This window comes from Nocardia sp. NPDC004860 (assembly GCF_040609015.1).
Classification (GTDB): domain Bacteria; phylum Actinomycetota; class Actinomycetes; order Mycobacteriales; family Mycobacteriaceae; genus Nocardia.
Window position 1 is genome coordinate 191,999 of record NZ_JBEXJI010000004.1, and the last position, 24,331, is coordinate 216,329.

Sequence of the window (24,331 nt, forward strand, 5' to 3'; positions counted from 1 at the left end):
GGATGGCGGGCCGTGACCGGCCAGATGAACGGTTATCGAATAGCGAACTCAATGGTTTCGCATTCGCACTTGTGCGTGAAAACTGTTTTGGTGCAAGGTTTGTCGTATGCGACCTGGCGATATCGGACGAAGTCGGCGACGACCGAACCGTCCGGTTCATCCGTATGATGAGACGCGGCGCGGCATTGAGAGGAATTCAGCCCGGCAGTTCTTGCGCCCAGCTACTCTCGCATCGGCGTCACTTTGTTACGGAACCGAATCCGAGGAGTTGGCGAAATGACGGTCTCGTCCGAGTTGTCCAGCGCGGCCTGGGCTGCGAGTTTGCCCGCGTCTCTGCGGGGCAATCTCGTACCCCTCGAGGAGGCGTACTTCCGCCACGTCGACGCCGGCGATGCTGACTGCGCGATCCCCGCGACATCCACCCACATCTTCCGCTGCCATCTGGACCTCGGCATCCAGCGCACCCCCGGCACCGCGAATGTCCGTGTGTACCATGCGGATGACGAGGCCGGGCTCGGTGTCGCCATCCAGCTCGTGACCGATGACATGCCGCTGCTGGTCGAATCCGTGACCTCCTCGCTGAGCCGGATCGGCGTCAGCGTCAGTGAGGTCGTGCACCCCATTTTCGAGGTGACCCGAGACGCCGCGGGCCACCTGAAGACGGCGGTGCCGCACGAGGTCGACGCCAATGGCACCACGGGCCTGCCCGAGTCCTGGATGCACGTGCAGCTGCACCCCGCCACCAGCCGCGCCCAGCTCGAGCAGATCGAGACCGCGCTGCCCGACGTGCTCACCGACGTGCGCCGGGTCATCGAGGACACCGAGGCCATGCGCGAGGCGCAGGAGCGGGTCGCCGCCGAGCTCGACACCGCGGCCACCGCGGGCAGATCCGCCTTTCCCGCAACGGATCTCATCGACTGCGCCAATCTGTTGCGCTGGTTGGCCGACGGCCACTTCACCGTGTTGGGCTACGCCCGGTACGAGCGCAGCACCGTGGACGGTCAGGCCAAGTCCATCATCGTGCCGGAGACCAGCCTCGGCGTGCTGCGCCCCAATGTCGGCACCGACTTCCGGGTCCCCGACAACAGCGGCGATCAGCCGCTGCTCATGCTGACCCAGGGCCTCGTCCCGGCCACCGTGCACCGCGCGGTCTACCCGTACTTCGTCGGCGTGGCCGAGATCGACGACTCCGGTGCCGTCACGGGCGAGCACCTGTTCATCGGCGTCTTCACCGTCACCGCCCTGCACGCGAACGTGCTCGACATCCCCGTCATCGACCGCCGGGTGCGCTCCATCATCGAGTCCAGCGGCTTCGACCTGGACTCCTTCTCCGGCCAGGAGATGCTCGAGGTCATCCAGGCCTTCCCGCGTACCGAGCTGTTCTCCTCCGAAGGCGAGGCACTGCGCCGCACCGCCAGCGCGGTGCTGAATGTAGGCATGCGCCGCCAGGTTCGGCTGTTCATGCGCATGGACCGCTACGGCCGCTTCGTGGCCTGCATGGTGTATCTGCCGCGCGACCGCTACACCACCCGCGTCCGACTGGAGATGCAGGACATCCTGATGCGCGAGCTGGGCGGCGCATCCATCGACTATTCGGCCCGGGTGTCCGAAAGTGATCTTGCCAGTGTGTATTTCACGGTGCGGCTGCCCGATCAGGGCACCGTGGCCAACACCGGCGAGCCCAACCGGTTGCGTATCCAGCACCTGCTCGCCGAGGCCAGCCGTACCTGGGACGACCACCTGCGCGACGAGGTGGCCAACTCCACCGTGCTCGACCCGGCGGTGGCGCAGCGCTACGCCGAGTCGCTGCCGGAGAGCTACAAGGAGGACTTCGAGCCCACCCGTGCCGTGGCCGACATCCTGCGGCTGCAGCGACTGCCCGACGGGGGCATCGATCAGCACCTGTACCGCTGGTCCGATTCCGACCCGGGCTCTTGGCGCTTCACGCTCTACATCGGTGGTGGCGGTGGCATCTCGCTGAGCCAGGTGCTCCCGCTGCTGCAGAGCCTCGGCGTGGAGGTGATCGACGAACGTCCGCACCACGTCGAGCGCGATCAGGGTCCGGAACAATGGATCTACGACTTCGGCCTGCTGGCCCGTCCCGAGCTGCTGCGCAGCGCCCTGGACCGGAACATGGACGCCGAGCTGGTGGAGTCCGCGAGCCGGCTCGACGTGCTCGACGCCCAGGTGCGCGGTTTACGCGAACGCTTCACCGAGGCGTTCGCGGCGCTCTGGTACGGCCGTGCCGAGGCCGACGGCCTCAATGAGCTGGTGCTGCGCGCCGGCCTGCACTGGCGCGGCGTCGCGATCCTGCGCGCCTACTCGAAGTACCTGCAGCAGGCCGGATTCCAGTACAGCCAGGCCGCCATCACCCGCGTGCTGCTGGCCTATCCGGAGGTGGCGAGCATGTTCGTCGAGCTGTTCACCGCGCTCTTCGATCCGGACTCGGCCAACCCCGACCATGCCACCGAGCTGGAGGCCGCGGTCCGCTACCGCATCGACGAGGTGGTGAGCATGGACGCAGACCGCATCCTGCGCGCCATCCTCGGCCTGATCAAGGCCACCCTGCGCACCAACTACTACGTCACCGACGCCGACGGCACGGTGCGGGACTACCTGTCGTTCAAGGTGGAACCGCAGGAGATCACCGAATTGCCCAAGCCCAGGCCGCAATTCGAGATCTTCGTCTATTCCCCGCGGGTGGAGGGCGTGCACCTGCGCTTCGGCCCGGTGGCGCGCGGCGGCCTGCGCTGGTCGGACCGCCTGGAGGACTTCCGCACCGAGGTCCTGGGCCTGGTCAAGGCGCAGGCGGTGAAGAACGCGGTGATCGTGCCGGTCGGCGCCAAGGGCGGTTTCGTGGTCAAGCAGCCGCCGGCCGCGACCGCCGATCCGGTCGCCGATCGGCAGGCGCTGCAGGCCGAGGGCATCGCCTGCTACCGCACCTTCATTTCCGGCCTGCTCGACGTCACCGACAATGTCGATCGCGCCACCGGCGCGGTGCTGCCGCCCGAGCGGGTGCTGCGCCGCGACGCCGACGACACCTACCTGGTGGTCGCCGCCGACAAGGGCACCGCCTCCTTCTCCGATATCGCCAATGATGTTGCCCTGCAGTACGGTTTCTGGCTCGGCGACGCCTTCGCCTCCGGCGGTTCGGTGGGCTACGACCACAAGGCCATGGGCATCACCGCCAAGGGCGCGTGGGAGAGCGTGAAGCGGCACTTCGCCGAGATGGATATCGACACCCAGTCGCAGGACTTCACGGTGGTCGGCATCGGTGACATGTCCGGTGACGTGTTCGGCAACGGCATGCTGCTCTCGCGCCACATCCGGCTGGTCGCGGCCTTCGACCACCGCCACATCTTCCTGGACCCGAACCCCGATGCCGCAACCTCTTTCGCCGAACGCGAGCGCATGTTCGCGCTGCCGCGCTCGTCGTGGGCCGACTACGACCGGTCCCTGATCAGCGAGGGCGGCGGGGTCTATGACCGCACGGTGAAGGCCATCCCGGTCACCGACCAGGTCCGCGAGGTGCTCGGCCTGGCCGCCGACGTCGTCTCGCTGTCCCCGCCGGAGATGATCCGCGCCATCCTGCAGTCCCCCGTGCAGCTGCTGTGGAACGGCGGCATCGGCACCTACATCAAGGCCAGCACCGAGACCAACGCCGAGGTGGGCGACAAGTCCAATGACGCGGTCCGGGTGAACGCGAACGCCCTGCGGGTCAAGGTGATCGGCGAGGGCGGCAACCTGGGCGTCACCGCCCTGGGCCGCATCGAGTTCTGCCGCCATGACGGCAAGATGAACACCGACGCGCTGGACAATTCCGCCGGTGTGGACTGCTCCGACCACGAGGTCAATATCAAGGTCCTGCTGGACGGCGTGGTCTCCTCCGGCGAGCTGCCCGAGGCCGAGCGCAATCCGCTGCTGGCCTCCATGACCGACGAGGTCTCCGCACTCGTGCTGCAGGACAACGTCTCCCAGAACATCCTTATGGGTATGTCCCGGGCCGAGGCACCGCACATGCTCAATGTGCACCAGCGTGTCATCGAGGATCTCGAGGAACGCCGTGGCCTGGACCGCGAGCTCGAGGCGCTGCCGAGCGACGCGCAGATGAAGTATCGCGCCGAGGAGGGCGCCGGCCTCACCTCGCCGGAGCTGTCGAATCTCATGGCGCACGTGAAGCTTTCGTTCAAGGCCGACCTGCTGGCCAGCGACCTGCCCGATATGGCGTACTTCTCCGCACGGTTGCCGCTGTACTTCCCGACCCCGCTGCGCACTCGCTTCGGTGTGGCCATCAAGCGGCATCGCCTGCGCCGGGAGATCACCGCCACGATGCTGGTGAACGAGGTGGTCGACCTGGGCGGCATCACCTATGCCTTCCGCCTGGGCGAGGAGATCGGGGCCTCGGCCTCCGACGCGGTCCGCGCCTTCACCGCGGCGACCCAGATCTTCGATCTGCACTCGGTGTGGGGTCGTATTCGCGCTGCGGAGATCTCCACCGGGATGAAAGACGTGCTGGAGCTGGAGACCAAGCGCACCCTGGACCGGGCCTCGCGCTGGTTGCTCAACAACCGCCCCCAGCCGGTCGCGGTGGGCGCCGAGATCCATCGCTACGCGCAGGGTGTGCGCACGCTCTCGCCCAAGGTGCCGGGCTGGCTGCGCGGTCACCACATCGACAGTCTCAATGCGCAGTCCCAGGCGATCGTCGAGCAGGGCGCGCCCTCGGAGCTGGCTACCGAGGTGTTCGGCCTGCTGAACCAGTTCCCGCTGCTGGATGTGCTCGATATCGCCGACATCACCGATCGCAGCGGTGAGGAAGTGGGCGCGCTGTACTACGCGCTCAACGATCACCTCAAGATCGACTGGCTGTTGCAGGCGGTCAGCCACCTGGAACGCGGTGATCGCTGGCACGCGCTGGCCCGGCTCGCGCTGCGCGACGATATGTACGGCTCGCTGCGCTCGCTCACCCTCGACGTGCTCTCCGGCGGTGACCCGGAGGAGACGGCCGAGGAGAAGATTGCATACTGGGAGTCCAAGAACCAGTCCCGGCTGGGCCGTGCGCGCTCTGCCCTGTCGGAACTGTTCGAGTCCGGAACCCACGATCTGGCCACGCTGTCTGTTGCGGCGCGGCAGGTGCGCAGCATGGTGAGTGGGGTGGGTGCGCAATCGGAGGTACCGCGTTGACGAGTGTCGGTTCGCTGAACGGCCAGGCGAAGACGGCAGCACCGAGTCCGGGGGAGTCCCCGGTCTCGGCCGAGCCGAAGCGTTTCCACACCACGGTGGAGGTGCGCTGGTCGGATATGGACGCCTTCCAGCACATCAACCATGCTCGCATGGTCACCCTGCTGGAGGAGGCGCGCATTCCGTGGCTGTTCCTGGATGAGCGACCGACGGTTGCGCTGCGGTCCGGCTGTGTGCTGGCCGATCTGCGGGTGCAGTACAAGGGCCAACTCCGCCACGAGGATTCGCCGCTGGACGTGTCCATGTGGATCGACCGGCTGCGCGCGGTGGACTTCACCGTCGGCTACGAGGTGCGTGCGGCCGGCGCCGCCCCGGACTCCCCGCCGGCGGTGGTCGCCTCCACCCAGCTGGCCGCCTTCGACATCGACACCCAGCGCCTACGCCGCCTCACCGCCGAGGAACGCGGTTACCTCGCGCAGTGGCTGGCCGACTGACCGAGCACGACCGTTGTCGGGACAACTGACCCTGCGCGTTCCGGATCCCGCGGAACGCGAGAACCTGGCCACCTTCATCACGCACGCCGTCCGCCTCGACCCGGCGGCCGTCATCCGGCTGCGCCGGCGCGGGGACCGCTACGTCTCCGCCTGGGCGACCACCGGATTCGAGGCGCTGGCGGTGCGCACAGTGGTGGCCGAGCTCGGGATGGACGATGTGTCCGTCGGCGCGGACGCCATCCTCGCCGGGCTGCACGGGCCGGACGCGGGCGTCGCGTTCGGGCTCGGCTATGCCATGGACTCCGCCTGGCGCGCGGCGCTGCCGCCGGAGGCGGGCTTCGTCCACGTGGAGGATGTGCCCGCCCGCATGCTCGTCGAATTGGCCGAGCGCGGAGCCGAATTGGCGCAGGAGCACGGCAGCCAGCACGGCCCGCCGGCCGCCCTGCTGGATCAGACGGTGTTGACCGTATCCGGCGGCGGAGAGCAGGTCGAGGTGCCCATGCGGGTGGTGTTCGCCCTCGCCGCCATGGATTTCATTCCGCACGGCGGCGAGAAGACCGACTCCCGCCGCATCTCCGTGGACGAGATCGTACGGGTGCGTGCGGCTCGTACCTGGCTGCGCCTGGACGCCCGCTACGGTTCGGTGGCCCGCCGTCGCGGCCCTGCCCTGCCGTTGCTCCCGCACTGAGGCTCTGCCGTTGCTCCCGCACTGAGGCTCTGCCGTTGCTCCCGCACTGAGGGCCTGCCGTTGCTCCGCACTGGGGGCCTGCCGTTGCTCCCGCACGGAGGCTCTGCCGCTACCGGTACCGAGTCCGGCCTGAACCCGCCCCCAATGCGCGGGGCACCGAATATCCTGGCTCGTAAGGTTTTTCGAGCCCGGCTAGGTTCGAGTCGGGTCGAACGCAACCACACGGAGGGGCCATCATCATGACGATCCTGAGGTGCATTCTCGCGGGTGTGGCGCTGGGCATCGCCCTGCTGGCTCCGGCCTTCGCGCCCGCGGTGGGTGGCTGACGCGACAGCCGGTCCGCCGGCCATCGGAATCGTGATGGCCGGCATAGCCGCAACGATTGGTCGCCCCGCCCCGCGCCCATTACCTTGGCGGCATGAGCGATGCCGCAATCGTGACCGAGTGGACCGACCTGAAGGTCGGCGATGCCGTGATGAGCGCTTATGTGGCCCGTCCGGCGGAACCGGGTGAGTATCCCGGAGTCGTTGTGGGACACGAGATCTACGGCCAGCACGCGATGGCGCGAGCGGCCGCCGACCGCCTGGCGTCCCTGGGCGTCATCGCCGTCCTGCCGGACCTGTTCCACCGCGTCGCGCCGCGCGCCGAGCTGGAATTGCACGTCGACCGGGAACGTGGGCTGGAACTGCTGCGCACCCTGACCCGTCCCGGGGTAGTCGACGATGTCTCGGCCTGTCTCGACGAATTGCGCGGCCGCGGCGCGGTCTCGCTGAACATGGTCGGCTTCAGCGCGGGCGGGCACGTCGCCTACTATGCCGCCACTCAACTTCCGCTGGCCGCCACCGCCGCGTTCTACCCGGGTTGGCTCACCAATACCGATATCCCGCTGTCCACACCCGAACCCACCGTCGAAGCCACCCCCGGCATCACGGGCCGGGTCGTGTTGTTCTTCGGCGGCGAGGATCCGCTGATCGATGCCGAGGCTCGCGACGAACTCGAAGAGGCGCTGAGCAGGGCCAATATCCAGCACGAGATCGTGGTCTACGACGACGCCCCGCACGGCTTCCTCTTCCCCGGCCGCGATTGGTACCGGCCCGAGGCCGCCGAGGATTCCTGGGCCCGGCTCGCGGGTCTGCTGCGCGGCTAGCGAATTCGGCACACCGAAGGTTCGCTGCTCAGCAGACACCGAAGACTCGCTCCTCAGCAGACGCCGAGGATTCGATCCTCAGTGCACGCCGAGCATCCGCAGCCCCGCCGTGACCACCGCCGCGGAGAGGATCACCACCAGCAGCGGCGCGCGCTTCCACGCCAGCGCTGCCGCGACCAGTACCCCCGCGGGCAGCGCCCACCCGAATTGGCCGCTGCCCGTGGGCACCAGCGTGGTGATCGCCAGCGCGGTGAGCAGCACGACCGACGCGATCTCCAGCAGCCGGATGGTGCGCGGAGAAATCTTGACCCGGCTCCGCAACAGCGGCCCGGCGAATCGGAATGCGAAGGTTCCGAAGGCCAGTGCCATGGCGCCCAGCAATAATGTCTTGGTCATCGGCCCGTGCCCCGCGAGCCCGATCGGCGTACAGCGGCCGGCATCAGACGGGCCCGGCTGTGGCAGTAATGGTTTCGGTGCCTGCGGCGTGGCTCCCGGCGTACTGGGCGGTGCCGCTGACGCCCGTGACCGGACCGCGGGTTGGCGTGGCCGGATCGCCGGTCGTCTCGGCATCCGGCTTCCCGGCACGCCGGACAACCAGCAGCACCGCGGTCAGTGCGAGGAGCACCGGCAGCCCCGCGCCCAGGAACGGCGTGGTCGCCGCGGCGACCACCGCTCCGGCCAGAGCGGCTGTACGGGTGAGGGGTTCGCGCAGTGCGGGCAGCACCAGCGAGAACAGCACGGCCGGGAAAACGGCGTCCAGCCCGAACGCATTCGGATCCGGCACCACCGCACCGAGAACGGCACCGATGGCCGCGCCCATCGGCCAGGCGGCCACTACCGAGAGCCCGCACACCCAGTAGGCGGCGTGCCGCCGATCCCGATCCGGCTGGGCCAGGGCCATGGCCACCGATTCGTCGTTCATGACGTGGGTGCCCAGCAGCCGCCGCCAGCCGGTGCCGACCACATCGGGCACGGACAGTCCGTAGGGCAGGTGCCGGGCGTTGACCAGCAGTCCCGCCAGCACGGCGGCGACCAGCCCGCCGCCGGCGGTGAGAATGCCGATGAAGACGAATTCCGAGCCGCCGGCCACGACGGCGACGCTCATGAGTACCGGCAGCCAGCCGGGCAGTCCGGAGGTCACCGCGGTAGCGCCGTAGGATACGCCGATCATGGCGACTGCCAGGCAGATCGCCGCGATACCTGTGAGCACACTCCGATCGAGTGTTCGCCATGCCGAACGCATGTTTTCTATAATGAACACAACCGGCCAGGTTCGTCAAAGGGGCGTGCCGATATCCCGGTACTGTGAACGCCACCATGACCCAGCAGTCCGACCGCTCCGAGCCTGTGTCTGCCCAGCAGGTGCCTGTGTCTGCCCAGCAGGTGCCTGTGTCTGCCCAGCAGGTGTCCGAGTCTGCCCCGCAGGCGCCGGCATCCCCGCAGCAGGCGCCCGCGTCGCCGCAGGAGGCGATCGCCGCCGCTCTGCGCCGGGAGCGGGCTCGCTCAGGACTCTCGCTGACCGAGGTCGCCCGTCGCGCCGGGATCGCCAAATCGACACTGTCCCAACTGGAATCGGGCTCCGGCAACCCCAGCATCGAAACGCTGTGGGCGCTCTGCCTCGCCCTCGACATCCAGTTCTCGCGGCTGCTGGATCCTCCGACCCCGCAGGTTCAGGTGATCCGCGCGGGCGAGGGTCCGGTCCTCGCCTCGGCGCGGTCCGAGTACCGGACCACCCTGCTCGCGGCCTCCCCGCCCGCGGCTCGCCGTGACGTCTACCGCGTCACCGCCGAACCCGGACACCCTCGTGACTCCGCCCCGCACTCCCGCGGCGTCGTCGAGCACATCGTGCTGTGCGCCGGTCGCGCCAAGGTCGGGCTCGCCGAGGATCCGGTGGAACTCGGGCCCGGCGACTACATCTGCTACCCCGGCGATCTGCCGCACGTCTTCGAGGCCCTCGAGCCGGGCACCTGGGCCCTGCTGGTCAGCGAATACAGCTGATCCGCTAATCCAGCTGCGGCGCTGCCGATCTCACTGACCGGCCACCCACCAGGCGGACAGCAGGTGCACGGCCGCCAATCCGACGCAGGTGGCCGCCATCGGCCAGTTGCGCCGTGCCCAACCGATAACCGCATCGCCGATCTGGGCGAGTCCGGCGACCATCAGGATCGGCGCCAGTCCGCTGCGGGCCCCGACCGCGAGCAGGATCAGCATCACGATGCTCAGCGGCACCGCCCGCGCCCCGTACGCATACGCGAAAAACAGTGTGCCCGTATTGATCTGGCCACCGTCCGGCACCGCCATCGCGGGCCGTGTCATGCCCACCACGCTGGAGACACCCGAGATCAAGGCGACCGCCGCGTTCGCGATGGCGATTCCGGTGTACGCGTCCATTTCCTTCACTCCCTAAATCATTCAGAGTCTGAATGTTTCGAGGGAAGTATCATCTGACCCGTGAACGATGTCAAGAAGCCGACCGGACTCCCGAAGACCGTCTCGTTCCGGTTGGGCACGGTGGGTTCGGTGGTCGCCGACCGCTTCGCCGCGCGCATCGAAACCCTCGATCTGAAGCCAAAGCACGCGGGGCTGATGACCGCGCTGAGCCACGGCGAGGCCGCGTCACAACAGGAATTGGCGGGTCGGCTCGGCGTCGCGCCGAGCCTGGTGGTGGCGCTGGCCGATCATCTGGAACGACTCGGTGCGATCGAGCGCGTGCGTGATCCCGGGGACCGGCGCCGGCAGGTGCTGACGCTCACCGGGCACGGCTACGCGCTGCTGGCGGAATGCGAAAAGGCCGCGCGAAGGCTCGACGACGAACTCACCGCCGGGCTGACCGCGAAGGAGCGCACGGCCTTCCTGCGCGCGCTCGGCGTACTGGCCGCCGAAGCCGGGCTGCCCACGGGGGAGTGACGCGTCAGGCCGCGCCCTCGCCGAGGTACTGCAGCCACATCGGATCCAGTTCCGAGCTGGCCGACAGCAACCGCCAGTGCGGACCCTTCGGCGCGACCATCGGATGGTGCAGCGTCCAGCCCAGTTCGCTCAGCAGCTTGTCGGCCTTGCGGTGATTGCAGGGGGCACAGGACGCGACGCAGTTCTCCCACGAGTGGGCGCCGCCGCGGCTGCGCGGAATGACGTGATCGATGGTTTCGGCCTTGCCGCCGCAGTAGGCGCAGCGGTAGCGGTCGCGATGCATGAGGGCGGCTCGGGTCATGGGTACCCGTGCCCGGTAGGGGACGCGCACGTAGTTGCGTAGTCGGATGACCGAGGGGAGCGCCACCGAGGTGCCGGCGGAATGCACGACCGGACCCTCCGGATTGTCGTGCACGGTGTCGGCCTTGTCGCAGATCAGCAGCACGATGGCGCGACGGGCGGACAGGGCGGTGAGCGGCTCGTACGTGGCGTTCAGCAGCAGCACGCGGCGTTTGGCCCAGGCGGGAACGGGTGCTGCGGTGGGCGGATGATGCGCGTGCTCGCGGTGATCGCCCGGATGGGCGGGCTCGGGATGGGCGCCCAGGTGATGCTCGGAATGAGAATGTTCGGACAGCAAGTGCAGCGGAGTAGCCCCCGACCCACGATTGTGGACGTCGGCGGGCTGGAGTTGTCGATGGGTCCGCGCCTCGTGTCGGGCGCCGTGCCGCTGCTTCATGGGCCATACCCCGGTTTCGTATTCGTCCGATTGTGTGGTATCTCGGCAGACTGCCACCCAGTTGACCATGACTTGCCGCATATTGCACGGTGATTTCGCACATTGTCGGGCACATTCGGATGAACGGGACGTGACAATCGTGCACGCGGGCCGGCCGGCTGTCGAGAAACGCTGTTCCGAGCTGCGAACGGTGTGCTGGGAGGCGTCGATCGGCCGCATCGAGGGTGCACCCGGGCCGGACGTCGCGGGAGTGGGCACAATGGGGACGTGACTTCCGGTGAGCAGACTGCAACCTCCTTCTATCAAGCCGTGGGCGGCGAGAAGACGTTCCATCGGATCGTCGCGGCGTTCTACCGCGAGGTCGCGCAGGACGAGGTGTTGCGGCCGCTGTATCCGGAGCAGGACCTGGGCCCGGCCGAGCGACGCCTGCGGATGTTCCTGGAGCAGTACTGGGGCGGGCCGCGGACCTACTCCGACGAGCGCGGGCATCCGCGCCTGCGGATGCGGCACATGCCGTTCAAGGTCGGGCCGATCGAGCGCGACGCGTGGCTGCGGGCCATGCGCATCGCGGTGGCGGAAATCGAGCCGGAGGTGCTCAACGATGCGCACCGGCAGCAGCTGCTCGACTACTTCGAGATGGCCGCGAATTCACTGATTAACTCGCCTTTCTGAGTTAGATCCGCAGAAATTCCAGCGCCTCACAGTGTTTCCGGGCGCCCGCAGCTGCCCGCTGATCATTTGCTGAAACTGGACAAGTCCATTCGACGTGACCGCGAAAGTCACTGTGCTTTGGCACCATTACGGCTGTGACTGATTCTTCCGCCGCAGCCGGGGGCGGGGCCGATCCGGCTCCGTGGTGGCGATCGGCTGTGTTCTACCAGGTGTACCCGCGTTCCTTCGCAGATTCCGGCGGTGACGGCGTCGGTGATCTGGGTGGACTGCGTGACCGTTTGGGCTATCTCGAGCTACTCGGGGTGGACGCGCTGTGGATCTGCCCGGTGATGCGCTCGCCCATGGCCGACGGCGGCTACGACGTGTCGGACCCGCGCGACATCGATCCGCTGTTCGGCGGCCTCGCTGCGCTGGACGAGATCATCGCCGAGGCGCACGACCGGGCCATGCGGGTGACCATGGACCTGGTGCCCAACCACACCAGCGATCAGCATCCGTGGTTCCGGGCGGCGCTGGCGGCGGGGCCGGGGAGTCCGGAGCGGGCGCGGTACTTCTTCCGCGATGGCCGCGGGCCGGACGGCGCTGTGCCGCCGAACAACTGGCCGAGCATCTTCGGCGGTCCGGCCTGGACCCGGGTGATCGAATCCGACGGCAGACCGGGGCAGTGGTACTTGCACATCTTCGCCGCTGAACAACCCGACCTGAATTGGGAAAACCCCGAGGTCGCAGCCGATTTCGAACAGACCCTGCGGTTCTGGCTGGACCGCGGCGTGGACGGCTTCCGGATCGACGTGGCGCACGGCATGGCCAAACCCCCGGGCCTGCCCGATATGGAGCGCGTCGACACGCGGATGCTCCACCTCGAGGACGACGATCCGCGCTTCAACAACCCCGGCGCGCACGACATCCACCGGCGGATCCGGAAGGTGATGGACGAGTATCCGCACGCGGTCGCCATCGGCGAGGTGTGGGTCGACGACAACACCCGCTTCGGCGAATACGTCCGGCCCGACGAACTGCACCTGGCCTTCAATTTCCGGCTCGCCCAGACGCCCTTCCGGCCGGATCGGATCCGCGCGGCCGTGGACAATTCGCTGCGCGCGGTGGCCGGGGTCGGCGCGACGCCCACCTGGACGCTGTCCAACCACGACATCGAGCGCGAGGTCACCCGCTACGGCGGCGGGCCCGTCGGGCAGGCGCGGGCGCGGGCCATGATCCTGCTGGAGCTGGCGCTGCCGGGCAGCGTATTCGTCTACAACGGAGCCGAATTGGGGCTGGCCAATGTGGACGACCTCCCGGAGTGGGCGCTGCAGGACCCCACCTGGGAACGCTCCGGGCACACCGAGCGCGGCCGGGACGGCTGCCGGGTGCCGCTGCCGTGGGAGGGGGAATCGCCGCCGTTCGGGTTCACGACGGGGATGCCGTGGCTGCCCATGCCGCCGGAGTGGGCGGCGCTGACCGTGGAGGCGCAGCTGGAGCGGCTGGATTCCATGCTGTCGCTGTACCGGATGGCGATCGAATTGCGGGCCGTCCGGCCGGAATTCGGGGGGTACGGGCTGGAGTGGTACGCGAGTCCGCCCGGCTGCCTCGCGTTCCGGCGCGAGGGCGGTCTGCTGTGCGTGCTCAATGCCACCGATGCGCCGATCCTGCTCCCCGCGGGTGAGGTGCTGCTGGCGAGCACGGCGATCAACGCGCGGCGGGAACTTCCGGCGAACTCGACGGCCTGGCTGGTCTGAAAGGGGATTGTCACGACACGGCCGCACTAGCCCTTACCGGTCGTAGTAGTCATACGGGCATCGACTACCGTTGGGCCGTGAGCATTCTCCAGACAGTGCTGATCTACGTCGGCATCCCGGTCGCGATCTATCTGGTGATCGCCGGATTGTCGTTCCTCGGCAAGCCGCTGCCCGGCAAGAAGCCGGAACACTACGAACTCGGTGCGAAGTGGACCCAGCCCCCGGTGCTGTGGAGCGCGACCGACGAGGTGACCGGATCCGGCCACCACGACACTGCTGATTCGCATGGTGACCATGCGGCTATCGAATCCGCCCACGCGGAGCTGATCGGAGGCCGGGCAAGTGGCAAGTTCTAATTGGCCTGTGGTCGACGAGGCCGACCTACCCCACGGTTACGCGATCACCACGAGTGGACGCGTCTCCGGTGTGCACGAGGCCGGCGACGTCTTCAAGGAAGCGCCGTTCAGCGACCGCGAGCGGCTGCTCATGGACAATGCGCTCACCGACGCCACCCGCGCCACCAAGGTGCGCTTCAACATCTACATCGGTGACCTGGGCTCCGACTCGGCCGCCGGCGTGGACGCCCTGTTCCCCTCCGCTCCCGAGGCCGCCCGCTCGGTGCTCATCGCGGTGGACCCGAACACCAACTCCGTCGAGGTGCGCTCCGGCCGCGACGTCGCCGAACGCGCCAACGACCGCGTCTGCCAGCTCGGCGCCACCGCCGCCACCAGCTCCTTCCGCCAGGGCGAGCTGATCGACGGCCTGGTCTCGGCCGTGCGCGTGATGGCCGCCGCCATCGGGCGGGTCTAGCCGACTCTCGGCTCTTCTCGGGGGCTTCGCCCCTGAAACCCCAAGGGACGTTTGGGGGCTCAGCCCCCGAACCCCGAGGGGTGAAGGTCGCACACCGACCCCGCACGCCCCGACCGGCATTTCGCCCTGAGCAGATCAGGGCGCGGGGGCGGGGTGGGGGAATTTACGCTCGGGAGATGGCCGAGCATCCGCGTTTGCAAGCAATTCCCGGTGGTCTCGACGAAGGGGCCGGGGTGGCGCGACGTGCAGTGCGTCCGGCGCCGGTGCGCGAGCCGCTGTGGCGGGAGGCACTCGGCGGTCAGCTGCGCTCGCTTAGGCTGGAGCGGGGGGAGAAGCTGACGGAAACGGCTGGGCGGGCGGGCATTTCGCCGCAGTATCTGTCCGAGGTCGAACGGGGGCGCAAGGAGCCGTCCAGCGAGATGATCGCGGCCTTGGCCGGGGCTCTGGGTACCAGCTTGGGTTCGCTCACACGGCAGGTGGCCGAGGACCTGCTTCGCGCCCGTCCCGCCCCGGCCCGGCACCCGGGCATCTCGCCGCTGGCGATCTCCCCCGTCCTGCTGGCCGCCTGATCCGCGAGCATGCGTTGGCGCACCTGCCTTTTCGGCGTTGTGCGTGCACCAGCGCATGCTCGTCGGCGTTCAGGCGCGGGGGCCGAGGAGATGGTCGGCCAGGCCGTAGTCGAGCGCCGTTCGCGCGGTGAAGACCCGGTCCCGGTCGGTGTCGCGGCGCAGGGTTTCCGCGGACTGGCCGGTGTGGGTGGCGAGGATGGCTTCGATCTGGGCGCGCATGCGGACGATTTCGTCGGCCTGCAGGATCAGGTCGGGGATGGTGCCCTGACCTCGAATCGCGGGCTGGTGCAGGACGATTCGAGAGTGCGGGAGGACATTGCGGCGGCCCTTCGCGCCGCCGGCCAGCAGCACGGCGCCCACCGCGATCGCCTGGCCGACGCAGGTGGTCACCACGGGGGACTGGATGTGCTGCATGGTGTCGTAGACCGCGAGCATGGCCGGCAGGTCGCCGCCCTCGCAGTTGATGTAGAGGTTGATGTCCTGGCCCGGGCTTTCCGCGTCCAGGTGGAGGAGCTGGGCGATCAGGGCATTGGCGACACCGGAGTCGATGGGCGTGCCGAGATAGACGATGCGTTCGGTGAGCAGATGCGAGTAGACGTCCATGATCCGCTCCCCGCGCGGGTCGCGGGCGATCACATTCGGAATCGTGTAGCTGCTCATGCTGTTTCCTTTCCGGCATGTGCGGGGCCCCGCATGGTTACACTGCGCAAGCGCAGGGCGGTGGAGCGGCGCCTCCGGGCCTGACCGCTCATGCCGAGATACCCAGCTTCTGGCGCTGCGGGACGACCTGGTGGAAGGAGTCCACGATGCCGTCGATGAAGCCGTACTCGCGGGCCTGCGTCGCGGTGAACCAGCGGTCGTGCAGGGAGTCCTCGAAGACCTGATCGTAGGGCTGGCCGGTGTCGGCGGCGATCAGGCCGAGGACGGTCTGCACGGTGTAGCGCAGGTCGTCGGCCTGTACCTCCACCTCGACCGCACTGCCGCCGATGCCCGCCGAACCCTGGTGCATGAGGATGCGGGCGTGCGGCAGGGCGTAGCGGTGCCCGGGTGTCCCCGCCGACAGCAGGAATTGTCCCGCGCTGCAGGCCAATCCGAGGGCCAGTGTGGATACCGTGCCCGGCACCAGCCGCATGACGTCGCGGATGGCGAGCATGGCGGGCACAGACCCGCCGGGCGAGTGGATCCACAGTGAGATGTCGGCCTCGGGATCCTCGGCCGCCAGCGTGAGCAGCTGGGTCATGAGCAGCGTGCCGTTGTCGTCGTCGAGCGGTCCGTCCAGTACCAGCACCCGGCGGGCGAAGAGCTGTTCCCTGGTGTGCCAGTTGAACATCGGAGTCTTGTTCTCTGCCATGCCTTCACGGTGCCGCAGCGAATTGCCGGAAGTCCTGCCGCGCTGCTGTGAGCGGATCCGCCCACAGCAGCGTCTGCCGGGCTAGTGCCGGTGGCAGGTGTCGGCGACGCGGTCGAACTTGGCGCGCACGGGTTCACTGCCGGGGGCGTGGTCGTGGCGAATCTGCTCGATGCGGTCCTCGACGTCGGGGTACTGGGACACGATGCGGAAGAACGACTCGGGCCGGGCCTCGGGCGGCAGCTGGTACATCACGGCGAGCCCGGAGGTGAGTTCCGGGTGGCCGTCGATGAGCCGGGCCAGCACCGGATCCTGATCGTTGAGAGTGGTGTCGATCTGGGCCCAGCTGCAGGTGGAACGGGTGAGCGAGTCATCGTCGTCGGCGGCCGCCACCCCGGTGCCGGAAAGCACTGCGGCGGAGCAGATTCCGGTAACGGCGAGAGCGGCGGCGGCGTGACGGGTCCAGGATGTCATGGTGGATGGCCTCATTCGGTCGGGATGGCTTGCGGCACCGATCATGTCGGACTCCGCGCCCTGCGGACCCGGTCCGGCGGGGGTTCTTCAGCGACTCTTCAGTCGGCGGCCCCGCATAGCCGACAGCCCCTCCCGAATGGGTTCGAGAGGGGCCGTGACGGTCGAAATATGCTGCCGTGCAGTGCTTTCTAGCTGCGGTCGAAGGCGCGGGCGCGCAGCGAGCGCTCGATGCCCGCCTTGCCCTCCACCACCAGGCGGCGCAGCGCCGGCGGGTGGTCACCGGCGAGGAACTTGTCGGCCACCGCGACGGCCTCCTCGGTGACGGCCCAGTGCGGGTACAGCCCCACCACGACCGTCTGGGCGACCTCGCTGGAGCGCCGCTCCCACACCGACGCGATCTCGGCGAAGTAGCGCTCCACATACGGGGCCAGCAGCGCGGCCTGGCCCGCCGGGGCGAAACCGGTGACGATGGCGCGCGCGGTGATGTTCGGCACCGTGTCGTCGCCCATGACGGTGTTCCACGCCGATTCCTTGACCGCCGCCTGCGGGCGGGCGGTGGCCGCGGCCGCGGCCTGGCGGCGGCCCGCGGCGGTGTCGTCGCGCGTGAGTTCCGCGTCGATGAGCGGGGTTTCGATGCCGTCCGCGTCGATCGCCCCCGCGGCCGCGAGCGCCTGGGTGATGCGCCAGCGCAGGTCGGTGTCGACGGTCAGGCCCGGCAGGCCGACGCCCTCCGGGTCATCGGCGTGCAGCCGGCGCAGCACCTCGATGTGCTGCGGCGAGAGCAGCGCGCCGGTCAGCGCGTTGACGAATGCCAGCTGGTGGTCCGAGCCCGCACCGGCGGCGCGGGCCAGTTCCAGCAGGCGGTCGGCGTAGGCGGGCCAGCCCTCGGCGCGCGCCCACTCGGGGTCGGCGTAGGCGCCGAGCGCGGTGGCGGCCTGCATGAGCAGCCGCTGGACGACACCGATCTCGGTTTCCGCGCCGACGCCGCGCTGCACCAGCGCCACGAAGTCGCGGGCCTTCATCTCGGCCTGCCGGGTCATCTCCCAGGCGGCCGACCACGCCAGCGTGCGAGGCAGCGGCTCGGCGATATCGGCGATGCGCGCCACCACGGTGTCGAGGGAGCCGGCGTCCAGGCGGACCGAGCAGTAGGTGAGGTCGTCGTCGTTGACCAGCACCAGCTTGCCGCGGCCGACGCCGACCAGCTCCGGCACCTCGGTGCGCTCGGCGGGATCGATGTCGAGCTCGACGCGCTTGGTACGCACCAGCTTTCCGTCCTGGTCGTCGTAGACGCCGATGGCCAGGCGGTGCACGCGGCGCTCACCGGCGCCGGGCTCCGCGCCCTGCTGGACGACCGCGAAGGAGGCGAAGTTGCCGTCCTCGTCCACGGTGAAGTCCGGGCGCAGGATGTTCAGGCCGGTGGTCTTGAGCCACTGCGCGCCCCAGTCGGACAGGTCGCGGCCGGACGCCTTCTCCAGCGCGCCGACCAGGTCGTCGAAGGTGGCGTTGCTGTACGCGTGTTCGGTGAAGTAGTCGCGCAGACCGGCCAGGAACGGCTCCTCACCGACGTAGGCGACCAGCTGCTTGAGCACGGAAGCGCCCTTGGCGTAGGTGATGCCGTCGAAGTTCACCTCGACCGCGGCCAGGTCCGGGATGTCGGCGGCGATCGGGTGGGTGGAGGGCAGCTGGTCCTGCCGGTACGCCCACGACTTCTCGACATTGGCGAAAGTGGTCCAGGCATTGGTGTATTCGGTCGCGCCGACCTGGCACAGCACCGAGGCGAAGGTGGCGAACGACTCGTTCAGCCACAGGTCGTCCCACCACCTCATGGTGACCAGGTCGCCGAACCACATGTGCGCCATCTCGTGCAGCACGGTCTCGCAGCGGCGCTCGTAGGAGGCGCGAGTCACCTTGGAGCGGAAGACGTAGTCCTCGAGGAAGGTGACCGCGCCCGCGTTCTCCATGGCGCCCGCGTTGAATTCGGGCACGAACAGCTGGTCGTACTTGCCGAAGGCATAGGGCACACCGAAATTGGTGTGGTAGAAGCCGAAGCCCTGCTTGGTCTCGGTGAAAAGCCGTTCGGCGTCCATGAATTCGGCCAGCGAGGCGCGGCAGTAGATGCCGAGCGGAATCTCGCCGTGCGAATCGCTGTAGGTGTCGGTCCACTTCGCGTACGGACCGGCGATGAGTGCGACCAGGTAGGTGCTCATGCGCGGGGTGGTGGCGAAGGTGTGGCGGACCACGGTGCCGATGGTGTGGGTGTCGGCGACCGCGCCGTTGGAGATGACCTCCCAGTCCTCGGGCGCCGTGACGATCACGTCGTAGGTGGCCTTGAGGTCGGGCTGGTCGAAGCAGGCGAACATGCGCTTGCAGTCGGCGGTTTCGAACTGCGAGTACAGGTAGACCTTGTTGTCGGTGGGGTCGACGAAGCGGTGCAGGCCCTCACCGGTGTTCGAGTACTCGCCGTCCGCCTCGACGACGAGCTCGTTGTTCGCGGCCAGGTTCGGCAGGGTGAGGCCCTGCTCCTCGTCGTAGCCGCTCACATCCAGCGCCACGCCGTTGAGCACGGCGGAGCGCACACCCGCGCCCACGAAGTCGATGAAGGTCTGCGCACCCGGGGTCGCGGTGAAGGTCACGGTGGCCTTCGAGTGGAAGGTCTCACGGCGCGGCTCTTCGGCACCGGTGGGCTGTCCGGTCAGGTCCAGTTCGACCCGATAGTTCTCCACCTGGACCGTCGCGGCGCGTTCGATCGCCTGCTCGCGGGTGAGATTCGGTGCGGACAAGGGGGCTCCTTAGCTCTCGGAGAACTTCTGCCGTGCAGGTGCACCCGGCCCGCTGAGCGGCGCTGCCCAGGGCTCGGTGCGGGATGCGATGCGCCCGCGCGAGGCATCGAGCGGACCGAACAATTCTCCACTCGTGACCCGGCGCGGACACGACGTTCCCCACAATGCCACGTCCCGCCGACCCGTGGCGTGGGCCCGCTCGGGCCGGTCGTTCCCGGCCCGCGCGGGCCGGTTGCTCCAGGTCGACCGCGATCGGGCGTTCGACCGGGCGTCGAGGCGGGCGGTGCCCGTCGGTAAGCTCTGCGGCGGCAGCAATCGCCCAGCACGAGGAGGACCGTTGAAGCACATCCACGCCGGTAAGGTGCGCGACCTGTACGAGGACGGCGATTCGCTGATCCTGGTCGCATCCGACCGGGTGTCGGTGTACGACGTGGTGCTGCCGACCCCGATTCCCGACAAGGGCGCGCTGCTCACCCAGCTGTCCAACTGGTGGTTCGGGTTCTTCTCCGACGTGCCCAACCACATTCTGTCCACCACCGACGTGCCCGCCGAGTTCGCGGGCCGCGGGGTGCGGGTCAAGCCGCTGAAGATGCTGAAGGTGGAGTGCATCGCGCGCGGCTACCTGACCGGCGGCGGCCTGGCCGAATACCAGCGCTCCGGCACCGTGTCCGGTATCGCGCTGCCGCCCGGCCTGCGTGACGGCGACAAGCTGCCCGAACCCATCTTCACCCCCACCACCAAGGCAGACGCCGGGCACGACGAGCCCATCAGCTTCGCGGACGTGGTGAACCAGGAGGGCAGGGAGGTCGCCGAGCAGCTGCGCGACCTGACCCTCGAGATCTATGCCCGCGGTGCCGAGCACGCCGCCGCGCGCGGGGTCATCATCGCCGACACGAAGATCGAACTCGGCTGGGACGGCGACGTTCTCACGGTCGGCGACGAGGTGCTGACCTCGGACTCCTCCCGCTTCTGGCCCGCCGACGACTACGAGCCCGGCCGCCCGCAGAAGTCGTTCGACAAGCAGTTCGTGCGCGACTGGTCCACTTCCACCGGATGGAACAAGGAGTACCCGGGTCCGGAGATTCCGGCCGAGGTGATCGAGGTGACCCGCCAGAAGTATGTCGCGGCCTACGAGCTCATCACCGGCAATACCTGGAGCGGCGTTCAGGGCTAGGCCGGAACCGCTTCGGCGGCAAGGAAGTTCGTGACGAAGGCGTCGGCCCGGCGCTCCAGCTCGGAGTACTGGGCCACGCGTTCCGCGCCGTCGGTGGCCGCGTCGATGAGGAGCTGCCCGTCGGCGTCGAGGCGCTGGCGGCGCTCCTCCGCATCGGGGAGCAGGCCGACGGCGGAATACGAAAATCCGCAGTAGTAGGCGATTCCCATACTGAGCTGGCCCTCCAGCGCCTGCTGCATGAAGTCGACGGTCGGATCGCCGGCGGCGACTCCGCCCAGGCCGAGCCACAGCATGCGCTTGCCCGCCAGCCGAGGCTTGCTGCGGCCGTAGGCGAATCCGTAGTTCCACACCCGATCGATCCAGCCCTTGAGTATCGCGGGGACACTCGCCCAGTAGACCGGGAAGACTGCGACCACGACGTCGGCGGCCAGGATGCGGTCCATATGCTCGTGGACCTCGGGGGAATAGGTCTTCTCGCGGTTACCCCAGTCGGGCTGGTCGGCCTCGGTCATGCGCGGGTCGAAACCCTCGGCCCGCAGATCCAGCAGGTCGACGCGGTATCCGGCGGACTCCAGCCGGGCGACGGTCCGGCGGGCGATATGCGCGGTGAGGGAATCGGATCGGTGGTGAGCGATCACCACGAGGGCGGTCTGCTGACGGGTATCGTTGTGCGACAAGGGATTTCCTCCTGGATTGGCGTCGATGTTGCGTTCCGGTGTTCCCAGTACACCCGTCTCGGCGTGGACGATCCATAGATAAAGCGCTCCGCTGGATAGGAATTCGTCTACCCTCGATCGGGTGGATCCCATGAGCAAGCTGCTGAGCGGTATTCGCGCCGAGGGTTCGGTCGTGACGCACGCCGTGCTGCCCGCGCCGTGGACCATCCGCTTCGCTGATCACGCTCCGCTGACCATGATCACGGTGCTGCGCGGCGGCGGCACCCTGCGCACGCCCGACGGCGGCATCAGGCCGCTCGCGGTCGGCGATACCGCGCTGGTGCGGGGACCGCGGACCTTCCACCTGGTGTCGGAGGGGTTCCAGCCTTCGAAGGACGCCGCGGGGCTGGAGACTCCGGAGGATTGCCGGGACGGGAAGCCCACCGAATACGAGATCTCCTGCTTCACCGGCGATTCCGCGTGCACCGCCGAGGAGCTGTCCGGAATCCATTGGGGCAGTGAGGTGAATGCCACCGCCCTGATGGTCGGCGCCTACCGCACCTCGGCCCGCCGGCACGAACGCCTGCTGCATTCGCTCCCGCCCGTCCTGGTCGTCACCGACGACTTCGATACCTGCGGCTGGGTCGAATCCGCCGCGGCTTCCGCCGTCGATCAGAGCGCCGGTTCGCAGGCCATGGTGGACCGCCTCCTCGACTGGAGCCTGGTCTGCACCCTCCGCACCTGGTTCGACCAGGCCGGGCCCGCCGCCCCGGGCTGGTTCCGCGGCCTGTCCGACCCGATCGTGGGACCGGCCCTGACCGCCATCCACACCACACCCGGTGCGCCCTGGACCGTCGCCGGCCTCGCCGCCGAATCCCGGGTCTCCCGTTCACTTTTCGCCAAGCGCTTCACGGCCGTCGTGGGCCGGCCGCCGCTGGCCTACCTGACGGAATCCCGCATGCACGAGGCCGAGGAACTCCTCACCGCCACCGATCTCACCATCGCGCAGATCGCCAAATCCCTCGGCTACGCCGACCCGTTCGGCTTCTCCGCGGCCTTCAAACGCCACCGCGGCCAGAGCCCCACCGCCTTCCGCGCCACGGCCGCCTGACCTGCCGCGGTATCCGAATATGCAGTGCCGCAGCCATTCTCGCCATGTCACCGCCGGGTAGCGAACGGCCGTGGACCCGGGCGCATGCCGCGGGCGCGGCGCGATGGTGCGGAACAATCCGCGCCGCAATGAATCCGCGGGGCGAAACGTCGGCCGTACAATGACGGGTCCGTCACTGGCGGCGGAGGCGGGCGGCGCGGATGGTGAGGTAGTCGCGTTCGGGGAGACTGGCGGTGTGGCGGGCGGCGGCGGTGTAGGCGGCGATGGCTTCGTCGGGGTCGCCGGCCATTTCGTGGAGGTGGCCCCGGACGGCGTCGAGGCGGTGATTGCCCGCGAGCGAGTCGGTGAGGGTGTCGGTGAGGTCCAGGCCCGCCTGGGGGCCGTGGACCATGGCGGTGGCGACCGCGCGATTGAGGGTCACCATCGGGTTGGGGGACTGGCGTTCGAGGGCGTTGTACAGCAGCAGGATTCGGGGCCAGTCGGTGTCCTCGGGGCGCAGCGCCTGGGCGTGCAGGGCGGCGATGGCGGCCTGGATCTGGTACGGGCCGATGAGGCCGCTGCGCACCGACGCGGTCGCCAGCCGTACGCCCTCGATGATCATTTCGCGATCCCAGAGGCTGCGATCCTGTTCGGCGAGCGGAATCAGCTCGCCGCGGCTTCCGGTGCGCGCCGCCCGCCGGGCATCGGTCAGCAGCAGCAATGCGAGCAACCCGGTGACCTCCGGATTATCCGGCAGAACGCGGAACAGGGCCCGTGCCAACCGAATCGCCTCGCTCGACAGATCGCCCCGCCGCAGTCGCTCGCCGCCGCTGGTGTGCCCCTCGGTGTAGATCAGATAGAGCACCCGCAGCACACTGCCGAGCCGCTCATTCCATTCTTCCCGTTGCCCGTTCGACCCCGCGGGCATGGCGAAGGGCCGCTCCTCGGCCGCCAGGCGCTTCTTGGCCCGCGTAATCCGCTGCGCCATGGTCCTTTCCGGTAGCAGGAAGGCTCGCGCGATCTCCTCGGTGGTGAGCCCGCCGACCGCACGCAGCGTCAGCGCGATCGCACTGGCCGGCGACAGGGCCGGATGGCAGCACAGGAAGAACAGTGTCAGCGTGTCGTCGCGATCCTCGGCGATGACGGCGTCGGCCGGATCGGGGGCGGCGGCACCGAGTCGTTCGAGATCGCGGAGGGCGTTGGCGGCCTCGCGGTTTCGGCGGGCCGACTCGGCGCGGATGGTGTCGATGAGACGCCGCGCGCCGACCTGGATGAGCCAGCCGCGCGGGTTGTCGGGCAGGCCGTCTGCGGGCCACTGGGTGGCGGCGGCGAGCAGGGCCTCCTGGAGAGCGTCCTCGGCGGCGTCGAAGTCGCCGTAGCGGCGGACGAGGGTGCCGAGGACCTGCGGCGCGAGGTCGCGCAGCAGGTCCTCGATCGCGGTGTCCGGCATCAGAGATCGGCGGCGGGGGCGCTCATGATCGGGCGGATCTCGATGTACTCGCCGATCGGCTTGCCGCCGGGGCCGGGCGCGGCCGATGCTTTGGCCGCGATCTCGAGCGCGCGGTCCGGGCTGTCGACATCGACGATCCAGAACCCGGCCAGGAACTCCTTGGTCTCGGGGAAGGGCCCGTCGGTGACCACCGGCGCGGAACGGCCGTCGGACGTGACGGTGCGCGCCTGGCCCGGGTCGGCGAGGCCCTGGGCATCGACGAGTTCGCCGGACTTGGCCAGCTCCTCGCCGAGGGCGCGCTGGAAGTCGATGTGGGCCTGGATCTCCTCGGGCGCCCACTCGTTGATCGGGGTGTCGCAGTAGGCGGCGGCGGAGTAGGTCTTGATCAGGATGTACTTCACGGTCGGCTCCTTTCGTCGGTG

At 68.8% G+C, this 24,331-nt stretch carries 24 protein-coding genes; 13 read left to right on the forward strand and 11 right to left on the reverse strand.

Annotated elements, in window-relative coordinates; all coding sequences use genetic code 11:
* Positions 1 to 276: 276 nt before the first annotated feature.
* The 4 genes from ABZV44_RS11220 to ABZV44_RS11235 all read left to right on the forward strand — a co-directional run bounded on the left by ABZV44_RS11220 (position 277) and on the right by ABZV44_RS11235 (position 7,507).
* Positions 277 to 5,181, forward strand: coding sequence for an NAD-glutamate dehydrogenase (locus ABZV44_RS11220; protein WP_354834647.1), 4,905 nt, complete (start codon positions 277 to 279; stop codon positions 5,179 to 5,181).
* A gap of 95 nt (positions 5,182 to 5,276) precedes the next feature.
* The gene (locus ABZV44_RS11225; RefSeq protein ID WP_354835312.1) at positions 5,277 to 5,672 is read left to right on the forward strand and encodes a thioesterase family protein; all 396 of its coding nucleotides are present in this window, start codon (positions 5,277 to 5,279) and stop codon (positions 5,670 to 5,672) included.
* Between the two features lie 13 nt (positions 5,673 to 5,685).
* Complete coding sequence (locus tag ABZV44_RS11230) at positions 5,686 to 6,360, forward strand: hypothetical protein (RefSeq protein ID WP_354834650.1); 675 nt, start codon at positions 5,686 to 5,688, stop codon at positions 6,358 to 6,360.
* A 418-nt stretch (positions 6,361 to 6,778) separates the two neighbouring features.
* Positions 6,779 to 7,507: a dienelactone hydrolase family protein gene (locus tag ABZV44_RS11235; RefSeq protein WP_354834653.1), complete on the forward strand. Its 729-nt coding sequence runs from the start codon at positions 6,779 to 6,781 to the stop codon at positions 7,505 to 7,507.
* A gap of 78 nt (positions 7,508 to 7,585) precedes the next feature.
* On the opposite strand, the gene ABZV44_RS11240 is transcribed toward ABZV44_RS11235, so the two are convergent.
* Together ABZV44_RS11240 and ABZV44_RS11245 are read right to left on the reverse strand one after the other, a co-directional pair.
* A complete protein-coding gene (locus tag ABZV44_RS11240) occupies positions 7,586 to 7,903 on the reverse strand; it encodes an AzlD domain-containing protein (RefSeq protein WP_354834656.1) in 318 nt (105 codons plus the stop codon).
* Positions 7,904 to 7,946: 43 nt separating this feature from the next.
* Positions 7,947 to 8,717: an AzlC family ABC transporter permease gene (locus ABZV44_RS11245; protein WP_354834659.1), complete on the reverse strand. Its 771-nt coding sequence runs from the start codon at positions 8,715 to 8,717 to the stop codon at positions 7,947 to 7,949.
* 260 nt (positions 8,718 to 8,977) lie between these two features.
* Here ABZV44_RS11245 and ABZV44_RS11250 point away from each other — a divergent pair, with 260 nt between their 5' ends.
* A complete protein-coding gene (locus tag ABZV44_RS11250; protein WP_354835314.1) occupies positions 8,978 to 9,505 on the forward strand; it encodes an XRE family transcriptional regulator in 528 nt (175 codons plus the stop codon).
* 30 nt (positions 9,506 to 9,535) lie between these two features.
* Here the strand turns inward: ABZV44_RS11250 and ABZV44_RS11255 are convergent, their stop codons facing one another.
* The gene (locus ABZV44_RS11255; protein WP_354834662.1) at positions 9,536 to 9,898 is read right to left on the reverse strand and encodes a hypothetical protein; all 363 of its coding nucleotides are present in this window, start codon (positions 9,896 to 9,898) and stop codon (positions 9,536 to 9,538) included.
* Between the two features lie 60 nt (positions 9,899 to 9,958).
* Between ABZV44_RS11255 and ABZV44_RS11260 the strand changes: the two genes are divergently transcribed.
* Positions 9,959 to 10,414: a MarR family winged helix-turn-helix transcriptional regulator gene (locus ABZV44_RS11260; protein WP_354834665.1), complete on the forward strand. Its 456-nt coding sequence runs from the start codon at positions 9,959 to 9,961 to the stop codon at positions 10,412 to 10,414.
* Positions 10,415 to 10,418: 4 nt separating this feature from the next.
* Here the strand turns inward: ABZV44_RS11260 and ABZV44_RS11265 are convergent, their stop codons facing one another.
* Positions 10,419 to 11,150: an HNH endonuclease gene (locus tag ABZV44_RS11265; protein ID WP_354834668.1), complete on the reverse strand. Its 732-nt coding sequence runs from the start codon at positions 11,148 to 11,150 to the stop codon at positions 10,419 to 10,421.
* A gap of 267 nt (positions 11,151 to 11,417) precedes the next feature.
* Here ABZV44_RS11265 and ABZV44_RS11270 point away from each other — a divergent pair, with 267 nt between their 5' ends.
* The 5 genes from ABZV44_RS11270 (at position 11,418) to ABZV44_RS11290 (ending at position 14,937) form a co-directional block, all read left to right on the forward strand.
* Positions 11,418 to 11,822, forward strand: coding sequence for a globin (locus tag ABZV44_RS11270; protein ID WP_354834671.1), 405 nt, complete (start codon positions 11,418 to 11,420; stop codon positions 11,820 to 11,822).
* 134 nt (positions 11,823 to 11,956) lie between these two features.
* Positions 11,957 to 13,558 (forward strand): glycoside hydrolase family 13 protein, encoded by a 1,602-nt coding sequence (locus tag ABZV44_RS11275; protein WP_354834674.1) that lies wholly within the window; start codon positions 11,957 to 11,959, stop codon positions 13,556 to 13,558.
* Positions 13,559 to 13,635: 77 nt separating this feature from the next.
* Positions 13,636 to 13,914, forward strand: coding sequence for a hypothetical protein (locus ABZV44_RS11280; RefSeq protein WP_328289985.1), 279 nt, complete (start codon positions 13,636 to 13,638; stop codon positions 13,912 to 13,914).
* Complete coding sequence (locus tag ABZV44_RS11285) at positions 13,901 to 14,368, forward strand: DUF5130 domain-containing protein (protein WP_354834677.1); 468 nt, start codon at positions 13,901 to 13,903, stop codon at positions 14,366 to 14,368. The genes ABZV44_RS11280 and ABZV44_RS11285 overlap by 14 nt, the downstream gene beginning before the upstream one ends.
* A gap of 176 nt (positions 14,369 to 14,544) precedes the next feature.
* Positions 14,545 to 14,937 carry a helix-turn-helix transcriptional regulator gene (locus tag ABZV44_RS11290; RefSeq protein ID WP_354834680.1) on the forward strand — a complete coding sequence of 131 codons (393 nt, stop codon included), beginning with the start codon at positions 14,545 to 14,547 and terminating at the stop codon, positions 14,935 to 14,937.
* A 69-nt stretch (positions 14,938 to 15,006) separates the two neighbouring features.
* Here the strand turns inward: ABZV44_RS11290 and ABZV44_RS11295 are convergent, their stop codons facing one another.
* The 4 genes from ABZV44_RS11295 to pepN all read right to left on the reverse strand — a co-directional run bounded on the left by ABZV44_RS11295 (position 15,007) and on the right by pepN (position 19,539).
* Positions 15,007 to 15,597: an ATP-dependent Clp protease proteolytic subunit gene (locus ABZV44_RS11295; RefSeq protein WP_354834683.1), complete on the reverse strand. Its 591-nt coding sequence runs from the start codon at positions 15,595 to 15,597 to the stop codon at positions 15,007 to 15,009.
* Positions 15,598 to 15,685: 88 nt separating this feature from the next.
* Positions 15,686 to 16,288, reverse strand: coding sequence for an ATP-dependent Clp protease proteolytic subunit (locus ABZV44_RS11300; RefSeq protein WP_354834686.1), 603 nt, complete (start codon positions 16,286 to 16,288; stop codon positions 15,686 to 15,688).
* Positions 16,289 to 16,369: 81 nt separating this feature from the next.
* The gene (locus tag ABZV44_RS11305; RefSeq protein WP_354834689.1) at positions 16,370 to 16,759 is read right to left on the reverse strand and encodes a hemophore-related protein; all 390 of its coding nucleotides are present in this window, start codon (positions 16,757 to 16,759) and stop codon (positions 16,370 to 16,372) included.
* 188 nt (positions 16,760 to 16,947) lie between these two features.
* Positions 16,948 to 19,539, reverse strand: coding sequence for an aminopeptidase N (pepN, locus tag ABZV44_RS11310; protein ID WP_354834691.1), 2,592 nt, complete (start codon positions 19,537 to 19,539; stop codon positions 16,948 to 16,950).
* A gap of 337 nt (positions 19,540 to 19,876) precedes the next feature.
* Here pepN and ABZV44_RS11315 point away from each other — a divergent pair, with 337 nt between their 5' ends.
* Positions 19,877 to 20,713, forward strand: coding sequence for a phosphoribosylaminoimidazolesuccinocarboxamide synthase (locus tag ABZV44_RS11315; protein ID WP_354834694.1), 837 nt, complete (start codon positions 19,877 to 19,879; stop codon positions 20,711 to 20,713).
* On the opposite strand, the gene ABZV44_RS11320 is transcribed toward ABZV44_RS11315, so the two are convergent.
* A complete protein-coding gene (locus ABZV44_RS11320; protein ID WP_354834697.1) occupies positions 20,710 to 21,390 on the reverse strand; it encodes an NAD(P)H oxidoreductase in 681 nt (226 codons plus the stop codon). The genes ABZV44_RS11315 and ABZV44_RS11320 overlap by 4 nt on opposite strands.
* Before the next feature lie 130 nt (positions 21,391 to 21,520).
* On the opposite strand from ABZV44_RS11320, the gene ABZV44_RS11325 reads away from it, so the two are divergent.
* Positions 21,521 to 22,480 carry an AraC family transcriptional regulator gene (locus ABZV44_RS11325; protein ID WP_354834700.1) on the forward strand — a complete coding sequence of 320 codons (960 nt, stop codon included), beginning with the start codon at positions 21,521 to 21,523 and terminating at the stop codon, positions 22,478 to 22,480.
* A 172-nt stretch (positions 22,481 to 22,652) separates the two neighbouring features.
* Here ABZV44_RS11325 and ABZV44_RS11330 read toward each other — a convergent pair whose 3' ends face one another.
* Complete coding sequence (locus tag ABZV44_RS11330; RefSeq protein WP_354834703.1) at positions 22,653 to 23,909, reverse strand: sigma-70 family RNA polymerase sigma factor; 1,257 nt, start codon at positions 23,907 to 23,909, stop codon at positions 22,653 to 22,655.
* The gene (locus ABZV44_RS11335) at positions 23,909 to 24,310 is read right to left on the reverse strand and encodes a YciI family protein (protein ID WP_354834706.1); all 402 of its coding nucleotides are present in this window, start codon (positions 24,308 to 24,310) and stop codon (positions 23,909 to 23,911) included. The genes ABZV44_RS11330 and ABZV44_RS11335 overlap by 1 nt, the downstream gene beginning before the upstream one ends.
* Positions 24,311 to 24,331: the final 21 nt, after the last annotated feature.

Coding starts and splice junctions, on each gene's coding strand:
- ABZV44_RS11300 (WP_354834686.1), bottom strand. CDS start 16,288: ATGGCAGAGAACAAGACTCCGATGTTCAACTGGCACACCAGGGAACAG.
- ABZV44_RS11220 (WP_354834647.1), top strand. CDS start 277: ATGACGGTCTCGTCCGAGTTGTCCAGCGCGGCCTGGGCTGCGAGTTTG.
- ABZV44_RS11295 (WP_354834683.1), bottom strand. CDS start 15,597: ATGAGCAGCTACACGATTCCGAATGTGATCGCCCGCGACCCGCGCGGG.
- ABZV44_RS11330 (WP_354834703.1), bottom strand. CDS start 23,909: ATGCCGGACACCGCGATCGAGGACCTGCTGCGCGACCTCGCGCCGCAG.
- ABZV44_RS11325 (WP_354834700.1), top strand. CDS start 21,521: ATGAGCAAGCTGCTGAGCGGTATTCGCGCCGAGGGTTCGGTCGTGACG.
- ABZV44_RS11305 (WP_354834689.1), bottom strand. CDS start 16,759: ATGACATCCTGGACCCGTCACGCCGCCGCCGCTCTCGCCGTTACCGGA.
- ABZV44_RS11290 (WP_354834680.1), top strand. CDS start 14,545: ATGGCCGAGCATCCGCGTTTGCAAGCAATTCCCGGTGGTCTCGACGAA.
- ABZV44_RS11265 (WP_354834668.1), bottom strand. CDS start 11,150: ATGAAGCAGCGGCACGGCGCCCGACACGAGGCGCGGACCCATCGACAA.
- ABZV44_RS11235 (WP_354834653.1), top strand. CDS start 6,779: ATGAGCGATGCCGCAATCGTGACCGAGTGGACCGACCTGAAGGTCGGC.
- ABZV44_RS11255 (WP_354834662.1), bottom strand. CDS start 9,898: ATGGACGCGTACACCGGAATCGCCATCGCGAACGCGGCGGTCGCCTTG.
- ABZV44_RS11240 (WP_354834656.1), bottom strand. CDS start 7,903: ATGACCAAGACATTATTGCTGGGCGCCATGGCACTGGCCTTCGGAACC.